Source organism: Thermus sediminis, assembly GCF_003426945.1.
Lineage (GTDB): Bacteria > Deinococcota > Deinococci > Deinococcales > Thermaceae > Thermus > Thermus sediminis.
Window position 1 is genome coordinate 896333 of sequence record NZ_QURO01000004.1, and the last position, 25921, is coordinate 922253.

Annotated in this window: 30 protein-coding genes; 14 read left to right on the forward strand and 16 right to left on the reverse strand. The window is 68.2% G+C overall.

Annotation, left to right across the window (positions count from 1 at the left end):
• Position 1: 1 nt before the first annotated feature.
• From ATI37_RS05355 to ATI37_RS05370, 4 genes are read left to right on the forward strand one after another with little or no spacing between them, the layout of a single operon-like run.
• Positions 2-730 (forward strand): Nif3-like dinuclear metal center hexameric protein, encoded by a 729-nt coding sequence (locus ATI37_RS05355; RefSeq protein WP_117237452.1) that lies wholly within the window; start codon positions 2-4, stop codon positions 728-730.
• The gene (gene tmk, locus ATI37_RS05360) at positions 731-1327 is read left to right on the forward strand and encodes a dTMP kinase (RefSeq protein WP_117237453.1); all 597 of its coding nucleotides are present in this window, start codon (positions 731-733) and stop codon (positions 1325-1327) included.
• 7 nt (positions 1328-1334) lie between these two features.
• Entirely contained in the window at positions 1335-1850 is a 516-nt protein-coding gene (locus ATI37_RS05365; RefSeq protein WP_117237454.1) for a DUF192 domain-containing protein, read from the forward strand.
• Positions 1823-2284 carry a DUF192 domain-containing protein gene (locus ATI37_RS05370; RefSeq protein ID WP_117237455.1) on the forward strand — a complete coding sequence of 154 codons (462 nt, stop codon included), beginning with the start codon at positions 1823-1825 and terminating at the stop codon, positions 2282-2284. The genes ATI37_RS05365 and ATI37_RS05370 overlap by 28 nt, the downstream gene beginning before the upstream one ends.
• 8 nt (positions 2285-2292) lie before the next feature.
• Here ATI37_RS05370 and ATI37_RS05375 read toward each other — a convergent pair whose 3' ends face one another.
• Positions 2293-2511: an FmdB family zinc ribbon protein gene (locus tag ATI37_RS05375; protein WP_117237456.1), complete on the reverse strand. Its 219-nt coding sequence runs from the start codon at positions 2509-2511 to the stop codon at positions 2293-2295.
• A gap of 75 nt (positions 2512-2586) precedes the next feature.
• Between ATI37_RS05375 and ATI37_RS05380 the strand changes: the two genes are divergently transcribed.
• The gene (locus ATI37_RS05380; protein ID WP_117237457.1) at positions 2587-3123 is read left to right on the forward strand and encodes a 5-formyltetrahydrofolate cyclo-ligase; all 537 of its coding nucleotides are present in this window, start codon (positions 2587-2589) and stop codon (positions 3121-3123) included.
• 111 nt (positions 3124-3234) lie between these two features.
• Here the strand turns inward: ATI37_RS05380 and ATI37_RS05385 are convergent, their stop codons facing one another.
• Together ATI37_RS05385 and ATI37_RS05390 are read right to left on the reverse strand one after the other, a co-directional pair.
• Positions 3235-3762, reverse strand: a complete 528-nt coding sequence (locus ATI37_RS05385) for a type I phosphoribosyltransferase (protein ID WP_117237458.1) — start codon at positions 3760-3762, stop codon at positions 3235-3237.
• 9 nt (positions 3763-3771) lie between these two features.
• Positions 3772-4308: a phosphoribosyltransferase family protein gene (locus ATI37_RS05390; protein ID WP_117237459.1), complete on the reverse strand. Its 537-nt coding sequence runs from the start codon at positions 4306-4308 to the stop codon at positions 3772-3774.
• Between the two features lie 22 nt (positions 4309-4330).
• Between ATI37_RS05390 and ATI37_RS05395 the strand changes: the two genes are divergently transcribed.
• The gene (locus ATI37_RS05395; RefSeq protein ID WP_117237460.1) at positions 4331-4759 is read left to right on the forward strand and encodes a bifunctional nuclease family protein; all 429 of its coding nucleotides are present in this window, start codon (positions 4331-4333) and stop codon (positions 4757-4759) included.
• Here the strand turns inward: ATI37_RS05395 and ATI37_RS05400 are convergent.
• Both ATI37_RS05400 and ATI37_RS05405 read right to left on the reverse strand, forming a co-directional pair.
• The gene (locus ATI37_RS05400; RefSeq protein WP_117237461.1) at positions 4756-5073 is read right to left on the reverse strand and encodes a histidine triad nucleotide-binding protein; all 318 of its coding nucleotides are present in this window, start codon (positions 5071-5073) and stop codon (positions 4756-4758) included. The genes ATI37_RS05395 and ATI37_RS05400 overlap by 4 nt on opposite strands.
• 9 nt (positions 5074-5082) lie before the next feature.
• Entirely contained in the window at positions 5083-6387 is a 1305-nt protein-coding gene (locus tag ATI37_RS05405; RefSeq protein ID WP_117237462.1) for a MiaB/RimO family radical SAM methylthiotransferase, read from the reverse strand.
• Between the two features lie 123 nt (positions 6388-6510).
• Between ATI37_RS05405 and ATI37_RS05410 the strand changes: the two genes are divergently transcribed.
• The 3 genes from ATI37_RS05410 to ATI37_RS05420 are packed head-to-tail and all read left to right on the forward strand — an operon-like array spanning position 6511 to position 12034.
• On the forward strand, positions 6511-10656 hold the full coding sequence (locus tag ATI37_RS05410) for an LAGLIDADG family homing endonuclease (RefSeq protein WP_117237463.1): 4146 nt from the start codon (positions 6511-6513) through the stop codon (positions 10654-10656).
• Positions 10647-11246, forward strand: a complete 600-nt coding sequence (locus tag ATI37_RS05415; protein ID WP_117237464.1) for a phosphoribosylanthranilate isomerase — start codon at positions 10647-10649, stop codon at positions 11244-11246. Before ATI37_RS05410 ends, ATI37_RS05415 begins: the two co-directional genes overlap by 10 nt.
• Entirely contained in the window at positions 11243-12034 is a 792-nt protein-coding gene (locus tag ATI37_RS05420; RefSeq protein WP_117237465.1) for an inositol monophosphatase family protein, read from the forward strand. Before ATI37_RS05415 ends, ATI37_RS05420 begins: the two co-directional genes overlap by 4 nt.
• Before the next feature lie 62 nt (positions 12035-12096).
• Here the strand turns inward: ATI37_RS05420 and ATI37_RS05425 are convergent, their stop codons facing one another.
• Positions 12097-12471: a Mov34/MPN/PAD-1 family protein gene (locus ATI37_RS05425; RefSeq protein ID WP_117237466.1), complete on the reverse strand. Its 375-nt coding sequence runs from the start codon at positions 12469-12471 to the stop codon at positions 12097-12099.
• A gap of 56 nt (positions 12472-12527) precedes the next feature.
• On the opposite strand from ATI37_RS05425, the gene ATI37_RS05430 reads away from it, so the two are divergent.
• The 5 genes from ATI37_RS05430 to ATI37_RS05450 all read left to right on the forward strand — a co-directional run bounded on the left by ATI37_RS05430 (position 12528) and on the right by ATI37_RS05450 (position 20184).
• The gene (locus ATI37_RS05430) at positions 12528-14507 is read left to right on the forward strand and encodes an elongation factor G (protein WP_117237467.1); all 1980 of its coding nucleotides are present in this window, start codon (positions 12528-12530) and stop codon (positions 14505-14507) included.
• Between the two features lies 1 nt (position 14508).
• Positions 14509-15399 carry an AAA family ATPase gene (locus ATI37_RS05435; RefSeq protein WP_117237468.1) on the forward strand — a complete coding sequence of 297 codons (891 nt, stop codon included), beginning with the start codon at positions 14509-14511 and terminating at the stop codon, positions 15397-15399.
• Positions 15396-17798, forward strand: a complete 2403-nt coding sequence (gene ppsA, locus ATI37_RS05440) for a phosphoenolpyruvate synthase (RefSeq protein WP_117237469.1) — start codon at positions 15396-15398, stop codon at positions 17796-17798. Before ATI37_RS05435 ends, ppsA begins: the two co-directional genes overlap by 4 nt.
• 300 nt (positions 17799-18098) lie before the next feature.
• A complete protein-coding gene (locus tag ATI37_RS05445) occupies positions 18099-18773 on the forward strand; it encodes a response regulator transcription factor (RefSeq protein WP_117237470.1) in 675 nt (224 codons plus the stop codon).
• 4 nt (positions 18774-18777) lie between these two features.
• On the forward strand, positions 18778-20184 hold the full coding sequence (locus ATI37_RS05450; RefSeq protein WP_117237471.1) for a sensor histidine kinase: 1407 nt from the start codon (positions 18778-18780) through the stop codon (positions 20182-20184).
• Here ATI37_RS05450 and ATI37_RS05455 read toward each other — a convergent pair.
• From ATI37_RS05455 to ATI37_RS05505, 10 genes are all read right to left on the reverse strand, one after another.
• The gene (locus ATI37_RS05455) at positions 20138-20506 is read right to left on the reverse strand and encodes a DUF2089 domain-containing protein (protein WP_117237472.1); all 369 of its coding nucleotides are present in this window, start codon (positions 20504-20506) and stop codon (positions 20138-20140) included. The genes ATI37_RS05450 and ATI37_RS05455 overlap by 47 nt on opposite strands.
• A complete protein-coding gene (locus ATI37_RS05460) occupies positions 20500-20763 on the reverse strand; it encodes a hypothetical protein (protein ID WP_117237473.1) in 264 nt (87 codons plus the stop codon). Before ATI37_RS05460 ends, ATI37_RS05455 begins: the two co-directional genes overlap by 7 nt.
• Positions 20760-21128, reverse strand: a complete 369-nt coding sequence (locus tag ATI37_RS05465; protein WP_117237474.1) for an SHOCT-like domain-containing protein — start codon at positions 21126-21128, stop codon at positions 20760-20762. Before ATI37_RS05465 ends, ATI37_RS05460 begins: the two co-directional genes overlap by 4 nt.
• Before the next feature lie 94 nt (positions 21129-21222).
• Complete coding sequence (locus ATI37_RS12445; protein WP_157969080.1) at positions 21223-21879, reverse strand: SHOCT-like domain-containing protein; 657 nt, start codon at positions 21877-21879, stop codon at positions 21223-21225.
• Entirely contained in the window at positions 21869-22066 is a 198-nt protein-coding gene (locus ATI37_RS05480; RefSeq protein ID WP_117237476.1) for a hypothetical protein, read from the reverse strand. The genes ATI37_RS12445 and ATI37_RS05480 overlap by 11 nt, the downstream gene beginning before the upstream one ends.
• Positions 22067-22131: 65 nt before the next feature.
• Positions 22132-22884 (reverse strand): cytochrome c biogenesis protein CcsA, encoded by a 753-nt coding sequence (ccsA, locus tag ATI37_RS05485; protein ID WP_117238525.1) that lies wholly within the window; start codon positions 22882-22884, stop codon positions 22132-22134.
• On the reverse strand, positions 22881-24059 hold the full coding sequence (gene hemA / locus ATI37_RS05490) for a glutamyl-tRNA reductase (protein WP_117237477.1): 1179 nt from the start codon (positions 24057-24059) through the stop codon (positions 22881-22883). Before hemA ends, ccsA begins: the two co-directional genes overlap by 4 nt.
• Before the next feature lie 43 nt (positions 24060-24102).
• The gene (locus ATI37_RS05495) at positions 24103-24780 is read right to left on the reverse strand and encodes a uroporphyrinogen-III synthase (protein ID WP_117237478.1); all 678 of its coding nucleotides are present in this window, start codon (positions 24778-24780) and stop codon (positions 24103-24105) included.
• Complete coding sequence (locus ATI37_RS05500; RefSeq protein ID WP_117237479.1) at positions 24752-25117, reverse strand: carboxymuconolactone decarboxylase family protein; 366 nt, start codon at positions 25115-25117, stop codon at positions 24752-24754. The genes ATI37_RS05495 and ATI37_RS05500 overlap by 29 nt, the downstream gene beginning before the upstream one ends.
• Positions 25114-25773, reverse strand: coding sequence for an HAD family hydrolase (locus ATI37_RS05505; RefSeq protein WP_117237480.1), 660 nt, complete (start codon positions 25771-25773; stop codon positions 25114-25116). The genes ATI37_RS05500 and ATI37_RS05505 overlap by 4 nt, the downstream gene beginning before the upstream one ends.
• Positions 25774-25921 lie beyond the last annotated feature (148 nt).

Sequence of the window (25921 nt, forward strand, 5' to 3'; positions counted from 1 at the left end):
CGTGGACCGGGACGAGCTGGTGCGCTATCTGGATGCCTACCTGCGCCTTGGGGACTTCCCCCAGGACCCCTCCCTAAACGGCCTGCAGGTGGAGGGAAAGCCCGTGGTGACCAAGGTGGGGTCGGCGGTGGACGCGGGGGAGGCCATCTTCAAAAGGGCCCTGGAGGAGGGCGTGGACTTCCTTTTGGTCCACCACGGCCTTTTCTGGGGGAAGCCCTTCCCCATCGTGGGCCACCACAGGAGGCGGATTGAGCTCCTTTTCCGAGGGGGCATAAGCCTCTACGCCGCCCACCTTCCCCTAGACGCCCACCCCGAGGTGGGCAACAACTTCGTCCTGGCCCGGGAGCTGGGGCTCCTGGACCTCATGCCCTGGGACGTGGGGGTAAAGGGGCGGTTTCCCCTGCCCACCCCCCTCCTCCAGGTGGCCGACCGCCTGGGCCAGCTCACGGGGATGCAGCCCCTGGTCCACCAGGGGGGGATGGACCGGGTGGAGACGGCCATCGTCGTGTCGGGCTCGGGCACGGGCCTCCTCCCCAAGGTGTATGCCGACCTCTTCGTCACCGGAGAGCCCAAGCACGCCGCCTTCCACGAGACCTTTGAGCGGGGATTAAACGTCATCTACGCGGGGCACTACGACACGGAGACCTTCGGGGTCAAGGCCCTAGCAAAGCATCTCCAGGAGCGCTTCGGCCTCCCCTGGGTCTTCCTGGACCACCCCACGGGGCTTTAGATGGCGGGCCTCTTCCTGACCCTCGAGGGCCTGGACGGGGCGGGCAAGTCCACCCAGGCCCGCCTCCTCGCCGCCTTCCTAGAGGCGAGGGGCCTAAAGGTGGTCCTCACCCACGAGCCCGGCGGAGGGCTTCCCAAGGTGAGGGAACTCCTTCTGGGGAAGGAGCTCTCCCCAGAGGCGGAGTACCTCCTCCTGAGCGCCGACCGGGCGGAGCACGTGCGCCAGGTGATCCTCCCCAGCCTGGAGGCGGGGGCCTGGGTGGTCTCGGACCGCTATCTGGACTCCAGCCTGGCCTACCAGGGCTTTGGCCGGGGCCTCCCCCTCCCCTGGCTTCTCGCGGTGGCCCGGGAGGCCACTTTGGGCCTTACCCCTCGCCTCACCTTCCTCTTGGACCTCCCCCCGGAGGAGGCCTTGGGGCGGGTGGGGGGGGGCGACCGCCTGGAGCGGGCGGGCCTTCCCTTCTTCAGGAGGGTGCGGGAGGGGTATTTGCGGCTGGCGGAAGGGGAGCCCCACCGCTTCGTGGTCCTGGATGCCAGGCAGGCGGTGGAGGGGGTGGCGCGGGCAATCCAGGCCCACCTCCTGCCCCTTTTGCCATAATGGCCCTATGGGCCTCCCGAACCTAGCCCCCGCGGGGCTGGCCCGCAAAGCCCTGCTCCTTGGCCTGCTGACCCTTGTGGCCCTAGGTCAAGGCCTGACCTTTCCCAGGAGCTCCCTCTACGTGGAGCAGGGGGGCAGGCGCCACCTCCTCAGGGTGGAGGTGGCCGACACCCCCGAGCGCCAAGCCCAGGGCCTCATGTTCCGCACAGCCCTGGCGGAGGACGAGGGCATGGTCTTCCTCTTTCCCTCCCCCACGGCGGGGGGCTTTTGGATGAAGAACACCCTGATCCCCCTCTCCATCGCCTTCTTTGACCGCCAGGGGATGATCCTCCGCATCCTGGACATGGAGCCCTGCCGGGCCGACCCCTGCCCCGTCTACTACCCCGGGGTGGTCTACCAGGGGGCCCTGGAGGTCAACCAGGGCTGGTTCCGCCGCCGGGGCCTCACGGAGGGGGCCCGGGTGGGGGGTGAGGCCCTAAGGTTTTGGCCGAGAGCGTGGAGCGGAGCCCTTTCTTCCCCCTAGCGGCCTTCGTCCTCCTCATCCTTCTTTCCGTCTTCTCCCTGCTGGGCCACCTCCTGGCAGCCCGGCGCCCCATGGGACCGCCTCCCCTCACGGGCATCCTGGTGGAGACGGCGGAAGGTCCCCGCCTCCTCCGGGGCCGCCTGGCCCGCTCCCCCCAGGCCTGGAGCCGGGGCCTGGGGGTGAGGGAGGAGGACCTCGAGGCCCTCCTCCACCTCTTCCCCCAGGCCACGGATGCCCCCTTCAGCGCCGAGGGGTACCGTTTCCCCGTGGTGGTGGCCTTTCTGGACGGGCAGGGATGGGTGCTCCGGGTGGTCCGCTTGGAACCCGGGGAAAGGTTCAGCCCTGGCACCGCCTACCGGGGAGTGCTGGAGGTGCGGGAGAAGATCCTGACCCTTGAGCCTGGGGACCGCGTGGTGGGACCGAAAGCCCCCTAGGCGGGGAACTACTCCTTGGTCCCGCCCTCTTCCGACTTCCCCGTATCCTTTTTCGCGTAGTCCTTCACGTGCCAGCCCGACCCCTTGAAGATGATGGCCGGGGGGGTGATGACCCGCTTGAGGGGTTCCCCTGTTTCCGGATGGGCCTTGAGGGGTTCGTCGTGGAAGCCCTGCTCGAACTCGTAGTAGTTTCCGCTCTCCAAGCCCTTGTACACGTAGACCGGCATACCCTTCCCTCCCTTAGACCAGTCTGACACTTGAGCCACTTGAGTGTCAAGCACCCCGGATGGTACCCTCCCCCCGTGGACAAGCCCGCCCTCAGGCGCTGGGCCCGGGGGGTCTGGCACACCCTGGACCGGGAAGCCCTGGCGGCCCAGGTACTAGGAGCCCTCCTCCCCTGGCTCCGAAAGGGGGGTTTCGGGAATATTCTCCTATACCACCCGCTACCCTGCGAACTGGACCTCACCCCCTTGGTGGAGGGTTACCCCGCCCGCTACTACCTGCCCAAGGTAGGGGGAGAAGGGCTCACCGTCCATCCCTTCGGCCCCTTGGCCCCGGGGCCCTTTGGCCTTCTGGAGCCTACCACGGAGGCGGTGGACCCCAAGGTCCTGGACTTGGTCCTGGTGCCGGGCCTGGCCTTTGACCGGGAGGGTTTCCGCTTGGGCCGCGGCCGGGGCTACTACGACCGCTTCTTGGCCTCGGTGGAGGCGGCGACCCTGGGGGCGGTGCCTCAGGCCCTCCTCCTCCCCCGCCTCCCCCGGGACCCTTGGGACGTACCCGTGGGGTTTCTCGCCACGGAGGAGGGGGTGCACCAGGCCCGGCGCCGGCGCACCCCGTGAACCCCCCTACACATGGCAATGCGGAGAGCCTGGAGCCCCGGGAATCCCCCCAAAGCCCCAAGGGCGCATGGGCCGCCCGGGAGCGGGTTCTCGGGCCGGAGATGGGGGCGGCTACAGAACCGGGAGCTCGGCCACAGTGGCCACCTCCAGGGAAGGGTTGCCCTGCCTGAAGGCGGCGATGCAGGCCACCACCTGCCCCCCGGTCCGGAGGACCATCCTGGCCATAGCCTTCATGGTCTCCCCGCTGGAAACCACATCGGAAACCAGGGTCACCCTCTGGTTGAGGAGCTTCTCGGCAAAGCGCCGGTCCAGCCAGAGCACCTCCCCTACCCCCAGGGTTAGGGTCTCCACCTCCTGGATGATGGGGTCCTCCATGTAGGGGCGGCGGCGCCTCCGGGCCACCACATAGGGGAGGCCCATCTCCTCGGCCAGCACGTGGGTCAGGGGGATGGGGCTGGTTTCGGTGGTGAAGAGGAGCTCGGTCTCCCGGGGCACCAGAGGACTCAGGGCCTGGGCCGCAGCCCGTACCAGCTCAGGGTCGCCCAGGAACTCCACCAGGGGGATGCGCCGCCCGGGAAGGGGCTCGATGAGGGGCACGTGCCGGGTGACGCCACCAATGCTGACAGGGTAGGTTTCCACAATGCCCTCCTACTCTGGCTTGAAAAGGGGCAGGTGGCCCAGGGCGATCACGTCCTGGCGGGGGGTACCCTCGGTGAAAACGGCAAGGACGGCCACCACCTGGCCCCCCACGCTCTCCAAGAGCTCCCGAAGGCCCGCTAGGGTGGAGCCCGTGGAAACCACGTCGTCCACGATGGCCACCTTCCTTCCCCGGACCATGGGCAGATCCGCCCCGTCCAACACCAAAAGCTGGGGCCTGCCCGTGGTGATGGAGAGCACCTGGCGGCTTATGGGGTTGATCATGTAGGGCTTCTCCGTCTTGCGGGCCACCACGTAGGGCTTTCCGGTGATTCGGGAAAGGGCATGGGCCAAGGGAACCGCTTTGACCTCAGGGGTGACCAGGGTTTCCGCCTCGGGGGGCAGGCGCTTGGCCAGCTCCTCCGCGGCGACCTCGGTGAGCTCGGTGTCGCCCAGGAGGTTCAAGAGGGCCACGGCCACGTCGGGTCCCACCTGAACGATGGGGAGCTCGCGCTTGACCCCAGCGATCTCCACAGGGTAGGTTCTCACGCCGCTAGTCTATACTTAAGCCATGCTGGGCGCCAAGATTGAGACTCTGGGCGTGGACCCCCAGAACGGCAGCGTGGTGGTCCTGCTCAGGACGGAAAACGAGAAGCTTCTTCCCATCGTGATCGGCCCCCTGGAGGGCCACCACATCATGGTGGCCCTCCAGGGGGAAAAACCCCCCCGCCCCCTCACCCCAGACCTCCTCCTCTCCGTAATGGAGATGCTCCAGGCCAGGCTGAACCGGGTGGAGATCATCGACCTCAAAGAGGGCACCTTCTACGCCCGCCTCATCCTGGAACACCGAGGCATTGAGCTGGAAGTGGACGCCCGCCCCTCGGACGCCATGGCCCTGGCCCTGAGGGCCAAGGCCCCCATCCTGGTCGCCGAGGAGGTGGTGGAGCGGGCAGGGGTGGAGGAGGCCAGCCTCAAGCCCCAGGGAGCTGCGGAGGCCTAGCCACCCATGACGTGGACGTGCACGTGGAAGACCTCCTGCCCCCCCTTCTCCCCCACGTGCACCTGGAGCTTGTACCCCTCTAGGCCCAAGACCCGCGCCACCCGGTTGGCGGTGCGGAAAAGGGCCCCCAGCTTCCCCTCCCCTTCCTCGTCGTCGGGGTAGTCGGAGAGCTTGGCGATGTGCTCCTTGGGCACCACCAGGACGTGGACTGGGGCCTTAGGCCGGATGTCGTGGAAGGCCACGAAGCCCCCGTCCTCGTAGACCTTCCTTGAAGGAAGCTCCCCGGCGATGATGCGGCAGAAGACGCAGTCCATGGGGCCATTCTAGCGGGAAAGGGGCAGGTTGGGGGAGGCCGCCTCCTTAACCCCCACCACCCGCCCGAGAAGGGTGTACCCCTCTACCCCCCGCACCTGGGCCAGAACGGTCTCCCCGGGGAGGGCCTCCCCCTCGAGGCGGGCCTCGTAGTAGTCCGGGGTGTGGCCCAGGAGGAGCCCCCCTTGCCGCCGCTCCACCAAGACCTCCACCTGGCTTCCCAGCTTGGGCCTTATCCTCTCCTCCGCCAGGCGCTGGGCTAAGGCGATGAGCTCTCGGATGCGGCGCTTCCTCACCTCCACGGGCACCTGGGGCATGGAGGCGGCCCGGGTCTTGGGCCTAGGGGTATAGGTGAAGGCGTGGACCCGGGTGGGCCTGAGCTCCTCCAGGAAGGCCAGGGTCTCCCCATGCTCCTCCTCGGTCTCCGTGGGCAGGCCCGCGATGACGTCCGTGGTGAGGGCGAAGCCGGGGATGAGCCCGTAGGCCCTTTGGACCAGGGCGCGGTAGTAGGCCTTGTCGTAGCGGCGGCCCATGAGCCTGAGGAGGCGGTCCGAGCCCGTCTGCAGGGAGAGGTGAAGGTGGGGGCGCACCCCGGGGGCGTAGCGGGCGATGACCCGAAGGAGCTCCTCCCCCGTGTCCTCGGGCTCAATGGAGGAGAGGCGCACCTTGGCCCCCAGGTGGTAGAGGTCCTCCACCAGGCCCGCAAGGCCCCGGGGGTGCCCCCGGTAGCTCCCCAGGCGCACCCCGGTGAGGACGATCTCCCGGATGCCCAGGCGGAGGAGGGCCTCGGCCTCGGCCAGGGCTTCCCGGTGGTCCCGGTGCCTTTCCTTACCCCTAAGCCGGGGAATGATGCAGTAAGCGCACCCCACCTGGCACCCGTCCTGGACCTTGAGGAAGGCCCGGACCCGGCTATTTAAAAGCCCCCTTTCCCCCGCCCCCCAGAACTCGTTGGGGGGAGTGGTGATGGGGTCCGAGGGCAGGCCAAAGTGCTCCAAGATCACCCGGGGAAGCTCGGCCTTGCGGGCGTTGGGGACCACGGCGTCCGCCCCCAGGGCCTTCACCTCCTCCGGGGAAAGCTCGGCGTAGCACCCCGTGACCACGATGAAGGCCTTTGGGTTATACCGCCTGGCCCGGCGGATCTCCTTGCGGGCGTCGGCCTCGGCGGTGGTGGTCACGGCGCAAGTATTGATGACCACAAGATCGGCCCCTTCCTCTGGGGGCACCACCTGAGGGTCCAAGGCCTTGAGGAAGCCCAGGAGGGCCTCGGTCTCCACCTGGTTCACCTTGCACCCCAGGGTGCGAAAGGCCGCCCGCATCCCTCCCATTCTGGTAGGCTTAGGGAGCCCCGTCAATGTGAGCACCCCCACTTGTCCTAAAAGCCCAAGGGGTTGTAGCATTGGTTTTGCCAACCCCAAGATCTGGGGGAACGGGAGGTCATTATGGAATGTTCTTTTTTTGACGAACACGCCCAGGCCATCGCCAAGAGGCAGTACCTCCAGCCCGGGGACGGGGACATCCTGGGCATGTTCCGCCGGGTGGCCCGGGAGATCGCCAAACCCGAGAAGCCCGGGGAAAGGGCTTTCTGGGAGGAGAAGTTCTACGAGCTCATGGCCTCTAAGCGCTTCTCCCCCGGCGGGCGCATCCTGGCGGGGGCGGGCACAGCCCACGGCAACCTCCTCAACTGCTTCGTCCAAGGGGCCACGGAAAACCCTCCGGAGAGCTTCGAGGGCATCATGGAGGTGGCCAAAAAGCTGGCCCTGGTCACCAAGGTGGGGGGCGGAAACGGGGTGAACCTGGACCCCTACCGCTCCAAAGGGAGCCGAAGGCGCCGGCCCGTGCAGGGAGTGGCCTACCTCTCCGCCCAGCACAAGGACCTCGAGGACTTCCTCCGCGGCCTCATGCGCCCCCCCACCAACCCCGAGGGGGAAAAGGAAGAGATCGCCCTCAAGAACTTCACCCGGGTGGTCTATGGCCCCCTTTCCCCGGAGATGCGGGCCCTGGCGGAGCGCCACGGGGTCCTCGTGGTGAAGGAGCCCCCAGAGGAGCGCATCCTGGTCCCCGACGACATGGGGGGGATCGTGGAGGCGGCCAGGGAGGCCGCAGACCTGGCCCGCAAGGGCCTCACCGCCCACGTGGACTTCTCCCTCCTAAGGCCCGAAGGGGCCCCCATCCGGGGAAGCGGAGGGACGAGCTCCGGCCCGGTAAGCTTCCTCTACGAGATCTTTGACCACTTCCTGGAGTGGGCGGCCCTGGGGGCAGAGGAGGCGGGCCCGGTGGCCACCCTGCGCTACGTCTACGCTCCGGTGCTCCGGGTGGTGAGGCAGGGAGGCACAAGGCGTGGTGCGGGGATGGCCACCCTGGCCATCGACCACCCCGACCTCCTGGACTTCCTCACCGCCAAGGACCTGGACCGGGAGAAGGCCGAGGGGGACATCTCCACCTTTAACATCTCTGTCCTGGTCACCGAAGCCTTCATGCGGGCCCTGGAAGGGGATGAGCTCTGGCCCGTGACCCCCGTGGAGGTCCCCGGCAAGTACTACCCCTATCCCCTGGAGAGCCCCTATACCGGAAAGATCCCCAAGCTCCCGGAGAGAGAGGACGGGGCCAAGCCCATCCCCCTCTACGGGGGCAGGGTGCCCGCCAAGTGGCTCTGGCACGAGATCGCCTGGCACGCCTGGGCCACGGGGGAGCCGGGCCTCCTCTTTGTGGACCGCATCAACGAGCTCTCGGCCTTGAAGGGGCTGGGGGAACGCTACCAGATTCGTTCCACCAACCCCTGCTTTGTGGGATCCACAAGAATCCCCACCGAACGGGGGCTCTTACCCATTGAGGAGCTCGCACGTGAAGGGGGAAGCTTCTACCTGGTCACAGACAACCGGGCTCCCTTTGGAGGCGTGGGCGCCCCTGTATCCACCCAGGGCACCGCGGTGCGGAAGGCTGTCCGGGCCTTCTTCACCGGCGTCAAGCCCGTAGTCCGCCTTCGCACCCGGGAGGGCCTCGAGGTCACCCTCACTCCAGACCACCTTCTCCTAACGCCGGAAGGCTACCGGGAAGCGGGAACGCTTAGGCCGGGCGAAAAGATCTTGGTGCAAAGCGGCGAGGGGCTCTTCCCCAAGGAGGAGAGCCTACCCGCCCCCGCTCTGGCCGTGGTCCAAGAGAGGGTGGCCACTGCGGGAAGCCGGGGAAGCCAAGGCCGTGCCGACGTCCGAGCCCAGTACCGCCACCTCCCCACCCACTGGAGCCGGGAGCTCGGGGTGGCCTTGGGCTGGCTCTTAGGGGACGGCTATCTGCGGGAGGACGGGGTGGGCTTTTACTTCTCCCGGAAGGACTTCGCCGCCCTCGCTTGGCTTCCCGACCTCCTCCGGGACTGGTTTGGCCCGGGCACCCTCCAGGAAACCCGTTCCAACACCTTTCACCTTCACTTCAACCGTATCCCCGCAGAGTTCTTCCAGGCTCTTGGGGTCAAGGCGATTAGGGCCACGGAGAAGCGGGTCCCAGAAAGCCTCTTCCGCGCCCCCCGGGAAGCGGTGGTGGGCTTCCTCCAAGGGCTCTTCAGCGCCGACGGTTCGGTGCAAATTAATGAAAAAAAGCAGGACGCCACCATCCGTCTAGCTTCCTCTAGCCCAGCCCTCCTTCAGGATGTTCAACTTCTCCTCCTCAACCTGGGGATTCTCGGGAAGATCCACAGGCGCCGAGAAGCCGCTACCAAGGCCTTACCTGACGGTAAGGGTGGTCTCAAACAGTACCCGGTGGCGCCCCAGTACGAGCTCATCTTGGGAGGCGAAAACCGGGATCGGTTCGCCGAGGCCGTAGGCTTCCTGCAAGAGGAAAAGCAGTCCAAGCTCCTGGCCTTCTTGCGTCACCGGCCCCGGGGAAGCTACCGCAAGCCCTTCCTGGCCACGGTAGCCAGCGTGGAACCTGCTGGGGAAGCTCCCGTCTACGACCTTACAGAGCCTGTGACCCACAGCCTCATAGCAAATGGAATCGTTGCCCACAACTGTGGTGAAATCCCCCTCACCGTGGGGGAGCCTTGCGACCTGGGGGCCCTGAACCTCGCCGCCTACGTGCGGGACGGGGAGTTCAGGATGGAGGAGTTCCGCCGGGACGTGCGCACCGCCATCCGCTTCCTGGACAACGTCCTGGACGTGAACCGATTCGCCCTCAAGGACAACGAGGAGGCCGCCAAGAGCCTCCGCCGCCTGGGCCTCGGGGTCATGGGCCTGGCGGACGCCCTCATCCGGATGGGCCTCCCCTACGCCTCCGAGGAGGCCAGGGAAAAGGTCCACGAGATCATCTCCGCCATGCGGGAGGAGGCCATCCGGGCTTCGGAGGGGCTGGCAGAAGAAAGGGGCCCCTTCCCCCTGTACGAGGCGCACCGGGACCACTTCCAGGCCCTGGGGGTCCGCCGCCGGCGCAACGTGGCCCTCCTCACCGTGGCCCCCACGGGGACCACCAGCATGCTCATGGGGGTGTCCTCGGGGATCGAGCCCGTCTTCAGCCCCTTCGTCTGGCGCAGGATCGGCGGGGAGTACAAGCCCCTCCTCCATCCCCTTTTCGTGGAGCTCATGGAGGCCTACCCCCCGGCCCCCGGCTACGAGCGGGACGGGAAGTGGGACTGGGAGAAGATCGTGGAGGAGATCCAAAGGGATGGGCACGGCTCTGTGCAGAACCTCCCCTTCGTCCCCGAGCCCATCCGGAAGGTCTTCCAGTGCGCCCACGACATCCCGCCCTTAGACCACGTCCGGATGCAGGGGGCGGTGCAGCGGGCCTTTGACGCCGAGGGATACGCGGCTAACTCCATCTCAAAAACGATAAATCTTCCAAATAACGCTTCCGTTGAGGACGTGGAGGAAGCCTACGCCGAGGCCTACCGCACGGGGTGCAAGGGGATCACCGTCTACCGGGACGGCTCCCGGGAGTTCCAGGTGCTCACGGTGAGGAGGGAAACGGAGGAGAAGGAGGAGGCTAAGGAGAAGGTAAAGACTTCCCTGGCCAGGGCGGAGGTTTCCCGGGCTTCCCAGGAGCCCTCCTCCCCCCAGGCCGGGAAACCCCTCCACGAGCGCCCGGGCCGCCTCCTAGGCTTCACGGACATGGTCAAGCTCCTCACCCCGGAAGGGGCCAAGCGGAGCTTCCTGGTGACGGTGAACGTCCTAGAGGGGCACCCTGTGGAGGTCATCCTCACCTCAGGCAAGGCCGGGGACGAGGCCAACGCCGACTCCGAGGCCTTGGGCCGGGTGGTCTCCATCGCCCTCCAGTACGGGGTGCCCAAGGAGGCCCTCATCCGCACCCTGAGGGGCATCAACGGCGGGCTTTACGGCACCTACCAGGGGAGGCTCGTGTCCAGCAAGGCCGACCTCATCGCCGTGGCCCTGGAGACGATCCCCGAGGAACTGAAGGGGCGAGGGGCGAGGGGCGAGGGTCAAGGGTCCCAGGCCCCAGAGGCCGAACCCCCTCTCCCCGCCCTCTCCGGAGGCGGGGTGGAGATCCTGGGAGCCAGCCCCTGCCCCGCCTGCGGGGAAAGGGCCTTGGTGCGAGAAGAGGGCTGCTGGAAGTGCCAGGTGTGCGGCTACAGCAAGTGCGGGTAAAGATCTGCGGCCTGACCCGCCTCGAGGACGCCCTCCTGGCGGAATCCCTGGGAGCCTGGGCCCTGGGCTTCGTCCTGGCCCCGGGCTCCCGGAGGCGGGTGAGCCCAGAAGGGGCCCGGGAAATCGCCGAAGCCCTGGGGCCCTTCGTGGTGCGGGTGGGGGTCTTCCGGGACCAAGGCCCGGAAGAGGTCCTCCGCCTCATGGAAAGGGCCCACCTCCAGGTGGCCCAGCTCCACGGGCACGAGCCCCCGGAGTGGGCGGAGCGGGTGGGAGAGTTTTTCCCCGTCATCAAGGCCTTCTCCCTGGAAGGCCCCGCAAGGCCCGAGTGGGCCGACTACCCGGCGAGCGCCCTCCTCCTGGACAGCCGGAATCCGGGAAGCGGCCAGGGCTACCCCCGGGACTGGGCGAGGCCCCTCCTGGAAACGGGCAAGCGGGTCATCCTGGCCGGGGGGATCGGGCCTGGGAACCTAGAGGAGGTCCTGGCCCTAAGCCCCTACGGCGTGGACCTGGCGAGCGGGGTGGAGGAGGCCCCGGGAATCAAGAGCGAGGCCAAGCTAAGGGCCCTTTTCGCCCGTATGATGGGAGGGTGATCGGCAGGCACCACCCCTACCATCCCCATCTCCTGGCCATGCTGGAGGCGGCCCGCCTGGCCCGGGGCATCCACCTCTACTACCTGGAAAAGGGCTTCACCCAGGGCACCAAGTCGGGGCCCACGGACCTGGTGACCCAGGCGGACCGGGAGTCGGAGGAGGCCATCAAGGACCTTCTCCTAAGCCGCTTCCCCGAGGCGGGCTTTTTGGGCGAGGAGGGGGGAAGCGAGGGGAGTAGGGCCCTCCGCTTCATCGTGGACCCCTTGGACGGCACGGTGAACTACGCCCACGGCTTCCCCTTCTACGGGGTGTCCCTGGCCCTCGAGGCCGAGGGGGTCATCCAGGCGGGGGTGGTCATGGACACCGCCCGGGGGGAGGCCTTCTACGCCCTAAGGGGGGAAGGGGCCTACCTGGACGGAAGGCCCATCCGGGTCACGGAAAGGAGCGAGCTTCTAGGAAGCCTCCTGGCCACGGGCTTCCCCTACGACGTGGCCAAGGACCCCGAGAACCTCATCTACTTCGGGCGGGCCCTCAGGCGGGGCCTCCTCGTGCGCCGCCCCGGGGCCGCCGCCCTGGACCTGGCCTATGTGGCCGCGGGCCGGCTGGAGGGCTTCTGGGAGGTGAAGCTGAACCCCTGGGACGTGGCCGCGGGCTGGCTGTTGGTGGAGGAGGCGGGGGGCCGGGTGACGGACCTCGAGGGGAAGCCCTACCGCCTGGGCCACCGCTACATCGTGGCCACCAACGGGAGGGTCCACGAGGCCCTCCTAAGGGTCCTCCTTACCGAGTAAACGCCCCGAAACCCTCACCCACGGCCCTTAACCGGGGTAGGGCGCGAGGCCAAGCCTCCCCCTTAGAGCAACACCATCCCCACCTCCCGCCCCTCGGGGAGGAGGAAGGCCCGGAAGCCGTCGGTGCCGAAGATCACGTAGGGCACCCGCCAGCGGGCCTCCTTGAGGTCCGTGGGGCTGGGGAAGGCCGGGCCCCGGGGATGGGAGTGGTAGATGGCCAGAAGCTCAAGGCCTTCCCTCTCCAGTTCCCTAAGGGCCCTCAGAAGGGCCAGGGGCTCCGCCAGGTAGCCGCTTAGGGGGTTCCGGTGGACGTTGGGCAAGGGGATGACCCTCTCCACCTCCCGCCTCCCCGCCCAAAGCCCCACCCCTTCCTTGGGGAACTCCCGCTTGAGGTGGTCCTCGGTGGCCTGAAGGAGCCCGCGCGGCACGTAGAGCATCCGGGACAATCGCCCCCTTTCTGGCCCTATACTATGGGCACCAAGAGGGAGGGACCATGATCCGAACCGTCACCCTGGTGGGCCACGCGCAAAGCGGCAAAACCACCCTAACGGAAGCCCTTCTCTACAAAACGGGGGCCAAGGACCGCATGGGCCGGGTGGAGGACGGCACCACCACCACGGACTACACCCCCGAGGCCAAGCTCCACCGCACCACGGTGCGCACCGGGATGGCCCCCTTGCGCCATAAGGAGCACCGCATCTTCCTCCTGGACGCCCCGGGCTACGGGGACTTCGTGGGGGAGATAAGGGGGGCCCTCGAGGCCGCCGACGCCGCTTTGGTGGCCGTTTCCGCGGAAAACGGGGTCCAGGTGGGCACGGAGAGGGCCTGGACCGTGGCCGAGCGCCTGGGCCTCCCCCGGATGGTGGTGGTCACCAAGCTGGACCGGGGCGGGGACTACTACGCCCTCCTCGAGGGCCTCCGGAGCACCTTAGGCCCCATCCTCCCCATAGACCTCCCCCTCTACGAGGGGAGCAGGTGGGTGGGGCTCGTTGACGTCTTCCACGGGAAGGCCTACCGCTGCCAAAACGGGGAAGAGGTGGAGGTCCCCATCCCCGAAGGGGAGCGGGAAAGGGCCCTCCGATTCCGGCAGGAGGTCTTGGAGGCCATCGTGGAGACGGACGAAACCCTCCTGGAGAAGTACCTGGAGGGGGAGGAGGTCTCGGGGGAGGCCCTGGAAAAGGCCTTCCACGAGGCGGTGCGGAGGGCCCTCCTCTACCCCGTGGCCCTGGCCTCGGGGCTCACCGGAATCGGGGTCCTGTCCCTTCTGGACCTGATCCTCGAGGCCTTCCCCTCCCCCGAGGAGCGCTTCGGGGACGGCCCCCCTCTGGCCAAGGTCTTCAAGGTCCAGGTGGACCCCTTCATGGGCCAGGTGGCCTACGTGCGCCTCTACCGGGGAAGGCTTAGGCCCGGGGACACCCTCCAGAGCGAAGCGGGGGGGATCCGCCTTCCCCACCTCTACGTCCCCATGGGGAAGGACCTCCTGGAGGTGGAGGAGGCGGAGGCGGGGTTCATCCTGGGCCTCCCCAAGGCGGAGAACCTCCACCGGGGCATGGTCCTCTGGCAGGGGGAGAGGCCCGAGAGCGAGGAGGTCCCCTTCGCCCGCCTCCCCGAGCCCAACGTGCCCGTGGCCATCCACCCCAAGGGGCGCACGGACGAGGCCAAGCTGGGAGAGGCCTTAAGGAAGCTTTTGGAGGAGGACCCCAGCCTCAAGCTGGAGCGCCAGGAGGAGACGGGAGAGATGCTCCTTTGGGGCCATGGGGAGCTCCACCTCACCACCGCCAAGGAGCGCCTAGGGGACTATGGGGTGGAGGTGGGGTTCTCGGTGCCCAAGGTGCCCTACCGGGAAACCATCCGGAAGGTGGCCGAGGGCCAGGGCAAGTACAAGAAGCAGACCGGGGGGCACGGCCAGTACGGGGACGTCTGGCTCCGCCTGGAGCCCGCCCCGGAGTACGGCTTTGAGTGGCGGATCACGGGCGGGGTCATCCCCTCCAAGTACCAGGAGGCCATTGAGGAAGGGATCAAAGAGGCCGCCAAGAAGGGGGTCCTGGCGGGCTACCCGGTCATGGGCTTCAAGGCCATCGTCTACAACGGCTCCTACCACGAGGTGGACTCCAGCGACCTCGCCTTCCAGATCGCCGCCAGCATGGCCTTCAAGAAGGTGATGGAGCAGGCGAACCCTGTCCTCCTGGAACCCATCTACCAGATCAAGGTCCTGGCCCCCCAGGAGCGGGTGGGGGACATCCTCTCCGACCTCCAGGCCCGGCGGGGGCGGATCCTGGGTATGGAGCAGGGGGGGGCCCTGGCGGCGGTGCGGGCCGAGGTCCCCCTTTCCGAGGTCCTGGAGTACTACAAAACCCTCCCCAGCCTCACGGGCGGGGCCGGGGCTTACACCCTGGAGTTCAGCCACTACCAGGAGGTGCCCCCGCACCTGGCCCAGCGGATCGTAGGGGAGCGGAAGGCCCAGGAGGGCTAGGGTGGCCCTGGAAGGCCTCAAGGAGGCCCTGGGCCGGGCCCTCTTCGGCCAGGAGGAGGTCATCGAGGCCCTCCTGGCCACGGCCCTGGCCCGGGGACACGCCCTTCTGGAAGGGGTCCCGGGCCTGGGCAAGACCCTCTTGGCGGAAAGCTTCGCCCGGGCCAGCGGCCTAAGCTACAAGCGCATCCAGTTCACCCCCGACCTCCTGCCCCAGGACCTCACGGGAAGCGAGGTCTTCCGGGAGGGGCGCTTTGAGTTCGTGAAGGGGCCCATCTTCGCCCAGGTGGTCCTGGCGGACGAGGTAAACCGGGCCCCCCCCAAGGTCCAGTCGGCCCTCTTGGAGGCCATGCAGGAAAGGGCGGTGACCGCCGGCGGGGTGCGCCACCCCCTCCCCGAGCCCTTCTTCGTGGTGGCCACCCAGAACCCCCTGGAGCTTGAGGGCACCTACCCCCTCCCCGAGGCCCAGCTGGACCGCTTCGCCGCCCGGATCGTCTTCCGCCCCCCCAGGCGGGAGGTGTGGCTCAGGATCCTCACCGAGGAGCCCGGGGTCCCGGAGCCCCTGGAGGTGGACTTCCCCAGGGCCCAGGAGGAGGCGAGGGGAGTGCGGGTGGCCAAGGAGGCCTTGGAAGCCATCACCCACGTGGCCTTCCTCACCGCCGAAGACCCTAGGCTCCGCATGGGCCTCTCTCCCAGGGGGGCCAAGGCCTGGCTTTCCTTGGCCAAGGCCCTGGCCCACCTCCGGGGCAAGCCCCTGGTGGACTGGAAGGAGCTTAGGGACGCCGCTTTCCTCACCCTGCCCCACCGCCTCTTCCTCACCGAGGAGGCCCTCTACGAGGGGGAGAACCCGGAAGGGGTGCTGAAGGAAGCCTTGAAGAAAGGAGGAATACCGTGAAGTGGGTTCGGTTTTTCCACGAGGTGGGCCTCGAGGACGTCCCCCTGGTGGGGGGCAAGAACGCCTCCTTGGGGGAGATGATCCGGGAGCTCTCCCCTCTAGGGGTTAAGGTCCCCCCCGGCTTCGCCACCACCAGCGAGGCCTACTGGCACTTCCTGGAAGAAAATGGCCTAAAGGAGGCCATCGCCCGGGAGCTTTCCCAACTGGATGTGGAGGATGTCCAGGCCCTCACCCGGGCCAGCCGCCGCATCCGGAACCTCATCCTGAAGGGGGAGTACCCGGAAGACCTCCGGGAGGAGGTTCTCGCCGCCTACCAGCAGCTATCCCAGGAGGCGGGGGAGGAGGCCATCCCCGTGGCCGTGCGGAGTAGCGCCACCGCCGAGGACCTCCCCACCGCCAGCTTCGCCGGCCAGCAGGAGAGCTACCTCCACGTGCAGGGGGAGGAGGACCTCCTCCTCCACGTGAAGCGGGCCCTGGCCAGCCTCTTCACCGCCCGGGCCATCAGCTACCGGGCCCACAGGGGCTTTGACCACCTCAAGGTGGCCCTCTCCGTGGGGGTCCAGCGCATGGTGCGGGCGGACACCGGCGCAAGCGGGGTCATCTTCACCCTGGACCCGGACACGGGGCATAGGGGCTTCGTCTACCTCACCGCCATCTATGGCCTAGGGGAGAACATCGTCCAGGGGCGGGTGGTCCCGGACGGCTACTACGTCCACAAAGAGACCCTGCGCCAGGGCTTCAAGGCCCTGGTCTACCGGAAGCTCGGGGCCAAGGAGCTCATCCTGGCCTACGACCCCAAGGAGGGCCGCCTCAAAAACCGCCCCACGCCCCCTTACCTGAGGAACCGGTTCGCCCTGAAGGACGAGGAGGCCCTTCTCCTCGCCGACTGGTCCCTTCGCATTGAGGACCACTACACCAGGAAGCGGGGCGCCCCCACCCCCATGGACATCGAGTGGGCCAAGGACGGCCCCACGGGGGAGCTCTTCATCCTCCAGGCCCGGCCGGAAACCGTCCACTCGCAAAAGAGCCCCGTCCTCCGGGTGCACCGCCTCCTCGGGCGGGGGGAGGTTCTGGCCGAGGGCCTGGCCGTGGGGGAGGCCATCGCCCAGGGAAGGGCCCGGATCCTCAAGGACCCCAAGGAGATGGACCGCTTCGGGGAGGGGGAGGTCCTGGTCACGGAGACCACCAACCCCGACTGGGAACCCATCATGAAGAAGGCGGCGGCCATCGTCACCGAGCGGGGCGGGCGCACCTCCCATGCGGCCATCGTGGCCCGGGAGCTGGGGGTGCCCGCCATCGTGGGGGCGGTAGGGGCCACGGGGAGCCTCCCCGAGGGGGAGGAGGTCACGGTCTCCTGCGCCGAGGGGGAGGTGGGCAGGGTCTACCGGGGAAGGCTTCCCTATGAGGCGGAGGAGATCCACCCGGAAAGCCTCCCCAGGACCCGCACCCGGATCCTGGTGAACGTGGGCACCCCGGAGGAGGCCCTAAGGGTTAGCCTCCTCCCCACGGAGGGGGTAGGGCTTTTGCGCATGGAGTTCGTCTTCGCCAGTCACGTGCGGGTCCACCCCCTGGCCCTCACCCGTTACGAGACCCTGCCCAAGGAGGTGCGCCGCCAGGTGGACGAGGCCACCGAGGGGTACGGGGACAAGCGGGCCTACTTCGTGGAGTGCCTCGCCGAGGGCATCGCCCTCATCGCCGCCGCCTTCTACCCCAGGCCCGTTCTCCTCCGCTTCTCCGACTTCAAGACCAACGAGTACGCCCGCCTCATCGGGGGGCACCTCTTTGAGCCCAAGGAGGAGAACCCCATGCTGGGCTGGCGGGGGGCGAGCCGCTACTACCACCCCGACTACAAGGAGGGCTTCTTGCTAGAGGTGGCGGCGGTCAAGCGGGTACGGGAGACGCTGGGCCTCAAGAACCTCATGGTCATGGTGCCCTTCTGCCGCACGCCCGAGGAGGGGGAGAAGGTCCTAGGGGTCATGGCGGAAGGGGGGCTCAGGCGGGGAGAAGATGGGCTCCAGGTCTACGTGATGGCCGAGATCCCTTCTAACGTCCTCGAGGCCGAGGCCTTCGCCGAGCTCTTCGATGGCTTCTCCATCGGCTCCAACGACCTCACCCAGCTGGCCCTTGGCCTGGACCGGGACTCGGAGCGGGTGGCCCACCTCTTTGACGAGCGGCGGGAGACGGTGAAGGCCCTCTGCGCCCTGCTCCTGGAGAAGGCCCACGCCAAGGGGAGGCCGGTGGGCATCTGCGGCCAGGCCCCCTCCGACTACCCCGAGTTCGCCGCCTTCTTGGTGGAGAGGGGCATTGACTCCCTAAGCCTCAACCCCGACGCCCTCCTGCGCACGGTGAAGAAGGTGGCGGAGATAGAAAGCGCCCTCTCCCGGCATCCTGAGGCGTAGCGCACAAGCCCCTTAACGCCTCAAGCCCCGCCCTTGGGGTGCCCCCCTGGTCCCTTTCGGGAGCCTGGCCCCTAAGGTCTGGCCCGCCCTCCTGGTCTCTGGCCCCACCGCCGCCCTGGGCCCGGTCTAGGGCTTGGCCCCTCTCGGGGTGGGGTTCCGCCTCCTCCTCAAGGCCCCCGGTGGCCCTACACCCCGGTCCACCTGGGACCGGGACCGGGCCGGCTTTCCGTCCTCTTCCTACCCAAGGTGCCGAGCCCCTACGCCTAACTTTCTCATGAGAAAGTGAGATACCATGGGAGTATGGAACCCCCCCTGATCCTGATCGTGGAGGACGAGAAGGACATCGCCCGCTTTATAGAGCTGGAGCTGCAGGCGGAGGGCTACCACACCGAGGTAGCCTACGATGGCATCACCGGGCTTTCCAAGTTTCGGGAGGTGAACCCCAACCTGGTCATCCTGGACCTCATGCTCCCGGTGATGGACGGGATTGAGGTGGCCAGGCGCATCCGCAAGACCTCCAACGTGCCCATCCTCATCCTCACCGCCAAGGACCGCGTTGAGGACAAGGTCCTGGGCCTGGACGCCGGGGCCGACGACTACCTGGTGAAGCCCTTCTCCATTGAGGAGCTCTTGGCCCGGGTCAGGGCCCACCTGCGCCGGGTGACCCCGGCCATCACCGGGGAGATCCGGGTGGCGGACCTCATCATCAACTTGGAGGGCCGGGAGGTCTTCCGTGGTGGCCGTCGGGTGGAGCTTTCCAACAAGGAGTTTGAGCTCCTGGAGCTCCTCGCCAAGAGCCCGGGCAAGGTCTTCACCCGCTACGAGATCGAGGAGAAGGTCTGGCCCGGCTACCAGGGCGGAAGCAACGTGGTGGACGTCTACATCGGCTACCTGCGCAAGAAGCTGGAGGTGGGTGGGGAGCGCCGCCTGATCCACACCGTGCGGGGCGTGGGGTACGTCTTAAGGGAGGACTAGGGCCCTGAGCCTGAGAAGCCGCATCACCCTCCTCACCGCAGGGCTCCTCCTCGCCACCCTCCTCCTCTTGGGCTTCGCCTTGGAGGGGCTTCTTAGGAGCTTCCTCTACCGCAACCTGCGGGCGGAGCTTTTGGAGGCCGGCAACCAGGTGGTCCGCCTCCTCAACCTGGGGGGGCAGGCCTTTCTGGAGGCTGGCCTTCCCCCGAGCCTCTACGCCGAGGTGCAGCTGGTGCTAGAGGAAGACCCCGCCCTCCTGGCCACGGAGGGGGGGATAAGCCTGCAGAAGAGCCCCGCCTTGGGAAACCAGCGCCTCCTCCTCCAGGAAGCGGACTACCAGGCCCTCCTGAAGGCGGGCGAGGTCTGGGCGACAGCGGAGCTTCCCCGGGAGGGCCCGCCCCTGCGCCTTTTAGTCTACGGCCGGGCGGTGGGGGTGGACCTAGGGGGGACGGTCTGGAAGGGGGTTCTCCTGGTAGGAAGGCCCACGGAGGACCTCGAGGCCACCCTGGGCCAGTTCGTCCGTATCTACGCGGGCACGGCCCTCCTCGTCCTCCTCGTCGCCCTCCTCCTGGCCCGAAGCCTGGTGGCCCGGGCCCTGGAGCCCTTAGAGTGGCTCGCCCGCCGGGCCGAGGCCATGCCCGACCGGCCTGAGCCCCTCCCCGAGCCCGAGGGGAAGGACGAGGTGGCCGCCTTGGTCAAGGCCCTGAACGGGATGATCGCCCGCATGCAGAAGGCCCTGGAGACCCAGACCCGCTTCCTCCAGGACGCCTCCCACGAGCTCAGGACCCCCGTCACCGCCATCCTGGGCCACGTGGGCTACCTCCTCCGGCGCACCCCCCTCGCGGAGGCCCAAAGGGAGAGCCTGGGGATCGTGAAGCGGGAGGCGGAGCGCATGGGCAAGCTGGTCTCGGACCTCCTGGACCTTTCCCAAAGCGGCACCTGGAGCATCGTACCTGCGCCCGTGCAGGTCCTGGACCTCCTGGAGGAGGTGAAGGAGGAGTTCGCCAAGAGCTTTGAGGGGGAGATCCTGGTGGAGGCCCCGGAGGGGCTTTACGTGCGGGGGGACCCCGACCGCCTCCACCAGGTCCTGGCCAACCTGGTCTCCAACGCCCTCAAGGCGGGGGCCAAGCGGGTGTGGCTTCGGGCCTTTGACCTGGGGGACAAGGCGGTGGTCCGAGTGGAGGACAACGGGGAAGGGATTCCGCCGGAGCACCTCCCCCACCTCTTTGAGCGCTTCTACCGGGTGGACAAGGCCCGGGACCGGGAACGGGGGGGGTCGGGCCTTGGCCTTGCCATCGTGAAGGCCATCCTCGAGGCCCACGGGGGCGAGATCTGGGTGGAAAGCCAGGTGGGCCAGGGGACGGCCTTCAGCTTTTCCCTCCCCGCAAGCGGGCCACCGCCTCCTCCACGCTGATCTCTCCCCGCCTTAGGGCCTCCAGGACCTGGAGGCGGTCCTCCCCCTCCTCCGCCTCGTAGCCCAAGGCCTTCAGGAGGGCATCCAGCCTGGCCCGCACCGTGGGGTAGGAGACCCCCAGGATCCGCTCCACCTCCTTGAGGTTCCCCCTGGTCTTCACAAAGAGCCTGAGGAAGTCCAGGTGCTCCTTGGGCAAGAGGGCGAACTCGTTGGGGAGGAAGCGGCCCGAGACCTCGGTGCCGCAGGCCTCGCAGTAAAGGGTCTTCACGGAAAGGGGCCCCTCGCAGGCGGGGCAGCGCACGGGCATGGGCTTCCTCACCATAGTCCCACCTTCACCCTCACGCCCTTGGCCTCCAGGAGGAGGAGGGGCAAGGGGGGAAGCCCCCGGAGGGCGAAAACCTCGAGGAGAGGTACCCTAGGCCCTGGCCTTCCCCGAAGGAGCCCCCGGGTCTCCCAGAGGAAGAGGAGGAGGAGAAGCCCCCACTCCAGGAGGAAGAGGGGAAGGGCCAGGTAGAGGGGAAAGGGCCATGGACCCCGCACCGCCAGGTAGAGGAACCGGGGCCTGAGGGGCGGCCTCACACCACCTCCACCAGGATCCTGACGGGCCCCTCCTCCTCCGCCTCTATCTCCACCAGCTTCCCCTCGGGCACCCCCTCCTTGAGGAGGGCCAGGAGGTCCTTGAGGTTCACCCCCTGGCGGCCCAGGGTGAGCTTGGCCTCCTCGGGGAGGAAGGACTCTAGGAGGGAGGCCAGAGCCAGGGGGAGGTTCAGGTGGACCTTCACGGGCCGCCCCTTCTCCTCCGCTTCCACCCGAACCTTGAGGAGCCGGGCGGGGGGCTTGGACCCTGGCCTGGCCCCTTCCAGGGCCGAAAGGAGGTCCATGGCCTCCTCTACCCCGATGCTTCCCGCCTGCAACATCTCCAGCACGCGCCTTTTCTCTTCCATCTCATACCCTTTCTTCCTGCCTGCCAGCTCAGAAAAGCCTCCCGGGAGCCTTCTTTCGGGGCCCCCATGCTGGCTTGGGCCAGCATGGGTGGTATCACGCCTCCACTTCCAGGTTGCTGGCGAAGGCCCTCACCCTAAGGGCCCCCTGCCCCTCCCCCAGCCGGTACCCGCCCGGCACCCGGGCCAAGGCCTCCCCGATCTCCACCCCGGAAAGCCGGGCTTCCACCTCCAGAACCAGGTCCGAGCCGGGGAGGAGGCGGAGCTCGGCGTTGGCCGCTTTGAGGTCCAGCCGGTGGCTCCCTTCCTTTAGGAGGAGGCTCGCCTCCAGGTTCCCCGCCACCAGGCGGAGGTCCAGCCCAAGGAGCCCCTCCCCTTCCAGGTTGCACCCGTGGGCCACCCCCGCCAGGGCTACCTGGGAAAACTCCAGGTTGCTCCCCTCGGCCTCCAGGCGCACCGGGCTCCCCTCGGGGACCCAGAGCCGCCCCCTTTCCCTAAGGCCAAAGCGGAGAAGGTAGCCCTCCTCCTGGGCCACCAGGGCCCCGCCCTCTGCCCGGAGCGAGGCGAGGCCCTTCTCCCCCACCACCCTCACCTCCGCCCCCTGGGCCACCAGGCGGACCAGGGGAGGGGATGAGAAACCCTCCTCGGCCTGCTCCTCCTCCCGGTCCTCCAGAACCGCCAAAAGCTCCAGGGCCTCCTCGGGGCTCAGGACCCCTTCCCTGACCATCTCCAGGATGCGCCGCCTATCCTCCATGGGCCGCCTCCTTCCCCCTCCAGGCCTCTTCCAGGGCGAGCCAGGCGGAAAGCTTTAGCAAAAGGCGGGCCAGCCGCCTGCGCCACCCCCGCCTCAGGGGCCGAAGGAGCCTTTCCCGTTCTGCCTCCTCCAGAAGGGCCTTCTGGTGAAGCCTCACCAGCTCCCTGTACTCCCAAGGACCCAGCATCCTCTCCCCTCCTTGGGTAAAGTGTAAACCAACTATTGCCATTCTGTCAAGCCCTACTTGCCATTTTAGAAAGTGAGCCTCGAGGGGTGCCGGGACCCCAGGAAGGGGGCCCCCAAAAAGGCGAAGAGGAGAAGGGCGTAGGAAAGGAGAAGAAGCCCCGCCCGGGGAAATCCCTTAAGCCGCTCCTCTAGCAAGAAGTAAAAGGTCAGGGAAAGCCAACCCAAAAGGGCGGAGACCTCCTTGGGATCCAAGGCCAGGGGGCTCCCAAAGTACCCCCAGGCCCAGGCCATGCCGCTCCCCAGGCCCAGGGTGGCGGCCAGATACCCCACCCGCAGGTACCCCTGTTCCAGGCGCCTCAGGCTCCAGAGAGGGGCGTTTTCCACCGCCTTCTCCGGGGTCTGGCGCAGGCGCAGGTCCTGCAGGGCCCCCATCACCCCCGCCCCCACCCCTACCGCCAGGGCCAGGTAGGCCACCAGGAAGGCTCCCCCGTGGAGGAGGGTGAGGACGAGGGGGAGTTCTCCCCCGGGGTGGGGCAGGGCCTTGAGGGCGAAGAGGCCGAGGAGGAGGGCGAGGAAGAGGAGGTAGCGGCGCAAGGGGGCCATCCAGGGCCGCTGGAGAAGGCTTTCCCCCCTGAGGGTAAGGAGCCCGCCCAAAAGGAGGGCGGGCTGGGCCGGCCCGGAGAACACCCCCTTGGCCAGGGCGTCCGCCAGAGCCGCGCCCAGGTAGAGGAGGGCTCCGGGGTGAAGGGCCCGGGGCCAGAAAAGGCCTAGGGCCAAGCCCACCACGCCCCCAAGGGCCAGAAGGCCGGCGAGGCTCATGGCCGGGAGAGCCGGAAGGCCAGGAGGGGGCAGTCCCTGGGGCAAGGAGGCCCCTGCAGGAGCTTCCTGGCCCCGAGCTTCACCGCGAGGATCCAGGGGTGGGCCCGGCGGCCCGCCTCCTCGTGCCAGAGGAGGGGGTCAGCATGGGGAAACTCCCCGGCCACCTCCCGGTACATCCGCTCCTCCAGGGCCCGGATGGCCTCCCGCACCCGGTGGCCCGCGTACCACTCCAGGTAGTCGGCGAGGGCCTTTTCCACCAAGGCCTCCACCTTGGGAACCTCCCCCTTCCTGGCCGCCATGTTCTTCTCCACCACCCGCTCCAGGTCGTCCAGGTTGTAGAGGTAGGCGTGGGGGAGGCGGCCCACCTTTGGGTCAATGTTCCGGGGGAGGGCGATGTCTATGAGGAAGAGGGGCTTGGCCCTTTTGGGCAGGTCCTCTGGGCCCACCAGGTAGCAGGGGGCGGCAGCGGAGGCCACCACTAGGTCCACCTCCTTTAGGACCTGGGGCAGGGCGGAAAGGGGGTAGGCCTCTCCACCAAAGCGCTCCGCCAGGGCCCTGGCCCGCTCCTCCGTGCGGTTTAGCACCAGGATCCTGCCCACCCCCTGGGCCTTCAGGTGGGTAAGGAAGAGCTCCGCCATCTCCCCTGCCCCCAGCACGGCTACGGCCAGGCCGCCCAGGTCCCCGTAGACCGCCAGGGCCAGGTCCAAGGCGGCGTAGGCCACGCTCACCGCCCCAGCCCCGATCCCCGTCTCGCTCCTCGCCCGCTTGCCCAGGGCGATGGCCGACTGGAAGGCCTTCTCCAGGAGGCTTTCCGTGGCCCCGTACTTACGGGCCAGGAAAAGGGCCTGCCGCACCTGGCCCAGGATCTGGGCCTCGCCCACCACCAAGGAGTCCAGCCCGGCGGCCACCCGGAAGAGGTGGCGGAGGGACTCCACCCCCTCCTTCCGGTAGAGGTGGCGGGGCTCCACGCCCCTTTCCAGGAGAAACGCCTGGGCCCTTCCCGGGTCCCCCACCCCGTAAAGCTCCGTGCGGTTGCAGGTGGAGAGGACCACCCCCTTGCCCAAACGGGCCAGGGCCACGGGCAGGGCCACCAGAGGGTCCAGGGCTGCCCTTTCCCGCACCTCCACCGGGGCGGTCTTGTGGGAAAGGCCCACCAGATAGAGGGGTAGGGCCATGGCCTTCCAGCAGGATACACCAGCGGGGTAGGGACATAAGCCCCTAGGGCCCCAGGGCCCCCAGGATGGCCTGGAAGAGCCCCCCTAGGCCTGGCGCCTCCGCCTCCCATACTGGAAAGCCAAGCCCTAGGGCCTCCTTGGCGGTGCTGGGGCCGATGCAGGCGGCCTTGGGGCGCCTAGGGGTCCAGCGGGCGAAGGCCCTGGCTCCTGAGGGGCTGAAGAAGGCCACCACCTGCGCCTTCTCCAGTAAGGCCACTTCCCCCGGGGAAAGGACCCTTTCCCGGGTGGCGTAGACCTCCAGGCGCTCCACGGGAATCCCCCGCGCCCCAAGGCCCCCCTCCAGGTCCCCCCCCGCCAGGTCCCCGGCCACGAAGAGGACCCCTCTGGCCTCCGGGAAGCCCTCCGCCAGGTCCTTGGCCGTGGCCCTGCCGGGGACGAAGGCCGGGGGAAGCCCGCCCTCCCTCAGGACCTCCGCCGTCCCCTCCCCTACCGCCGCCACCTGGAGGGGGGGCTTCCCCGCCCTCTCCCAAGCGAGGAGGAGGCGCCTCGCCCCCTCCTTGGAGGTCACGGCCACCCAGTCCGCCAGGGGGAGCTTCCCCGGAAGAAGGGCCAGCGCAGGGAGGTCCACCTGCTCCAAAAGGGCCACCTCCGCCGCCTCTATCCCCAAGGCGGCGAGCCTCTCTAAAAGCGCCCTATCCTTCCCCCTCGTGAGGAGCACCACGGCCTTTTAGCACCTTGTGGAAGAGCTTCATGGCGGCCAAGGCCTGGGGAAAGCCCAGGAAGAGGGCGGACTGGAGGATGGTCTCCCGCACCTCCTCTTCCCTAGCCCCCACCCTGAGGGCCCCCTCCAGGTGGGTGGCGAGCTCCTTGGGGCTCCCCAGGGCGATGAGGGCGGTGATGGCGAGAAGCTCCCTCGTCTTCAGGTCCAGCCCCGGCCTCGCCAGGACCTCCTCGTAGGCGAAGTCCCGGATGTAGCGGAAGAGGTCAGGGTCCACCTCCTGGAGGCTCTTTTCCATGGCCTCCTGCCTCTCCCCCCAGATGGCCTTCCGCACGCTCATGGGAGGTAGTCTAGCACCGCAGGGAGGCGGTGGAGGGCCTCGGGGTTCTCCCCCGTGGGGTCAAAGAGGAAGGCCCGCATCCCCGCCCCCCTGGCCCCCAGGAGGTCCGCCTCTGAGTCCCCCACGTGCACCGCCTCCTCCGGGGCCACCCCCAGGGCAGCCAAGGCCTCCTGGAAGAGCCTGGGATCGGGCTTGGCCACCCCGGAGAGGGCGCTCACGGCGAGGTGGTCAAAGTAGCGCCTTAGGCCCACGACCTCGAGGATCTCCGGCAAGGAGGCGTCCCAGTTAGAGACCACGGCCAAGGGGTAGCCCCTCTCCTTGAGGGCCTTTAGGGTCTCCTCGGCCCCCGGGACCAGGGGCCAGATGCGGGGATCGCTCCAGTTCTCCACGAACTCCTGGCTCAAGACCTCCGCATGCTCTCCGAGGCCCAGCCCCCAAAAAAGCCTCCGGTGGAACTCCCGCCAAAGGCCCAGGGCGCTCTCCAGGTCCCGGGCCAAGAGGTGGTGCTCCTCGTAGAAGCGAAAGGCCTCGAGGGCCGCCCGCCGCACGTCCCCCTGGGGCTTAAGGCCCCGTTCCTGCAAAAAGGGCAGGAGCCAGAAGCGGGGGCTCGCCAGGATCAGGGTGTTCCCCACGTCAAAGGTGAGGGCTCGGATCATAAACCCAGTTTATACCAAGGCTCCCAACCCCACCCCCTTCCCCGGCTGGTAGCCGAGCCGCGCCCCCTACCCACGGGCAGAGGCAGGCCGGGCCCTCCCCACCCAGCTCTTCCCCTCCCAAGGGGAGCTTGCCCCGGGTGGAAAACTG

Coding starts and splice junctions, on each gene's coding strand:
- ATI37_RS05480 (WP_117237476.1), bottom strand. CDS start 22,066: ATGCTGGGTCCTTGGGAGTACAGGGAGCTGGTGAGGCTTCACCAGAAG.
- ATI37_RS05405 (WP_117237462.1), bottom strand. CDS start 6,387: ATGCGGGCGGCCTTTCGCACCCTGGGGTGCAAGGTGAACCAGGTGGAG.
- ATI37_RS05465 (WP_117237474.1), bottom strand. CDS start 21,128: ATGGAAGAGAAAAGGCGCGTGCTGGAGATGTTGCAGGCGGGAAGCATC.
- ATI37_RS05445 (WP_117237470.1), top strand. CDS start 18,099: ATGGAACCCCCCCTGATCCTGATCGTGGAGGACGAGAAGGACATCGCC.
- ATI37_RS05425 (WP_117237466.1), bottom strand. CDS start 12,471: ATGCTCTACGTGCCGCGCGGGCTCCTTCAGGCCACCGAGGACCACCTC.
- ATI37_RS05395 (WP_117237460.1), top strand. CDS start 4,331: ATGCTGGGCGCCAAGATTGAGACTCTGGGCGTGGACCCCCAGAACGGC.
- ATI37_RS05365 (WP_117237454.1), top strand. CDS start 1,335: ATGGGCCTCCCGAACCTAGCCCCCGCGGGGCTGGCCCGCAAAGCCCTG.
- hemA (WP_117237477.1), bottom strand. CDS start 24,059: ATGGCCCTACCCCTCTATCTGGTGGGCCTTTCCCACAAGACCGCCCCG.
- ATI37_RS05410 (WP_117237463.1), top strand. CDS start 6,511: ATGGAATGTTCTTTTTTTGACGAACACGCCCAGGCCATCGCCAAGAGG.
- tmk (WP_117237453.1), top strand. CDS start 731: ATGGCGGGCCTCTTCCTGACCCTCGAGGGCCTGGACGGGGCGGGCAAG.
- ATI37_RS05400 (WP_117237461.1), bottom strand. CDS start 5,073: ATGGACTGCGTCTTCTGCCGCATCATCGCCGGGGAGCTTCCTTCAAGG.
- ATI37_RS05375 (WP_117237456.1), bottom strand. CDS start 2,511: ATGCCGGTCTACGTGTACAAGGGCTTGGAGAGCGGAAACTACTACGAG.
- ATI37_RS05505 (WP_117237480.1), bottom strand. CDS start 25,773: ATGATCCGAGCCCTCACCTTTGACGTGGGGAACACCCTGATCCTGGCG.
- ccsA (WP_117238525.1), bottom strand. CDS start 22,884: ATGAGCCTCGCCGGCCTTCTGGCCCTTGGGGGCGTGGTGGGCTTGGCC.
- ATI37_RS05455 (WP_117237472.1), bottom strand. CDS start 20,506: ATGGTGAGGAAGCCCATGCCCGTGCGCTGCCCCGCCTGCGAGGGGCCC.
- ATI37_RS05500 (WP_117237479.1), bottom strand. CDS start 25,117: ATGAGCGTGCGGAAGGCCATCTGGGGGGAGAGGCAGGAGGCCATGGAA.
- ATI37_RS05430 (WP_117237467.1), top strand. CDS start 12,528: ATGATCCGAACCGTCACCCTGGTGGGCCACGCGCAAAGCGGCAAAACC.
- ATI37_RS12445 (WP_157969080.1), bottom strand. CDS start 21,879: ATGGAGGATAGGCGGCGCATCCTGGAGATGGTCAGGGAAGGGGTCCTG.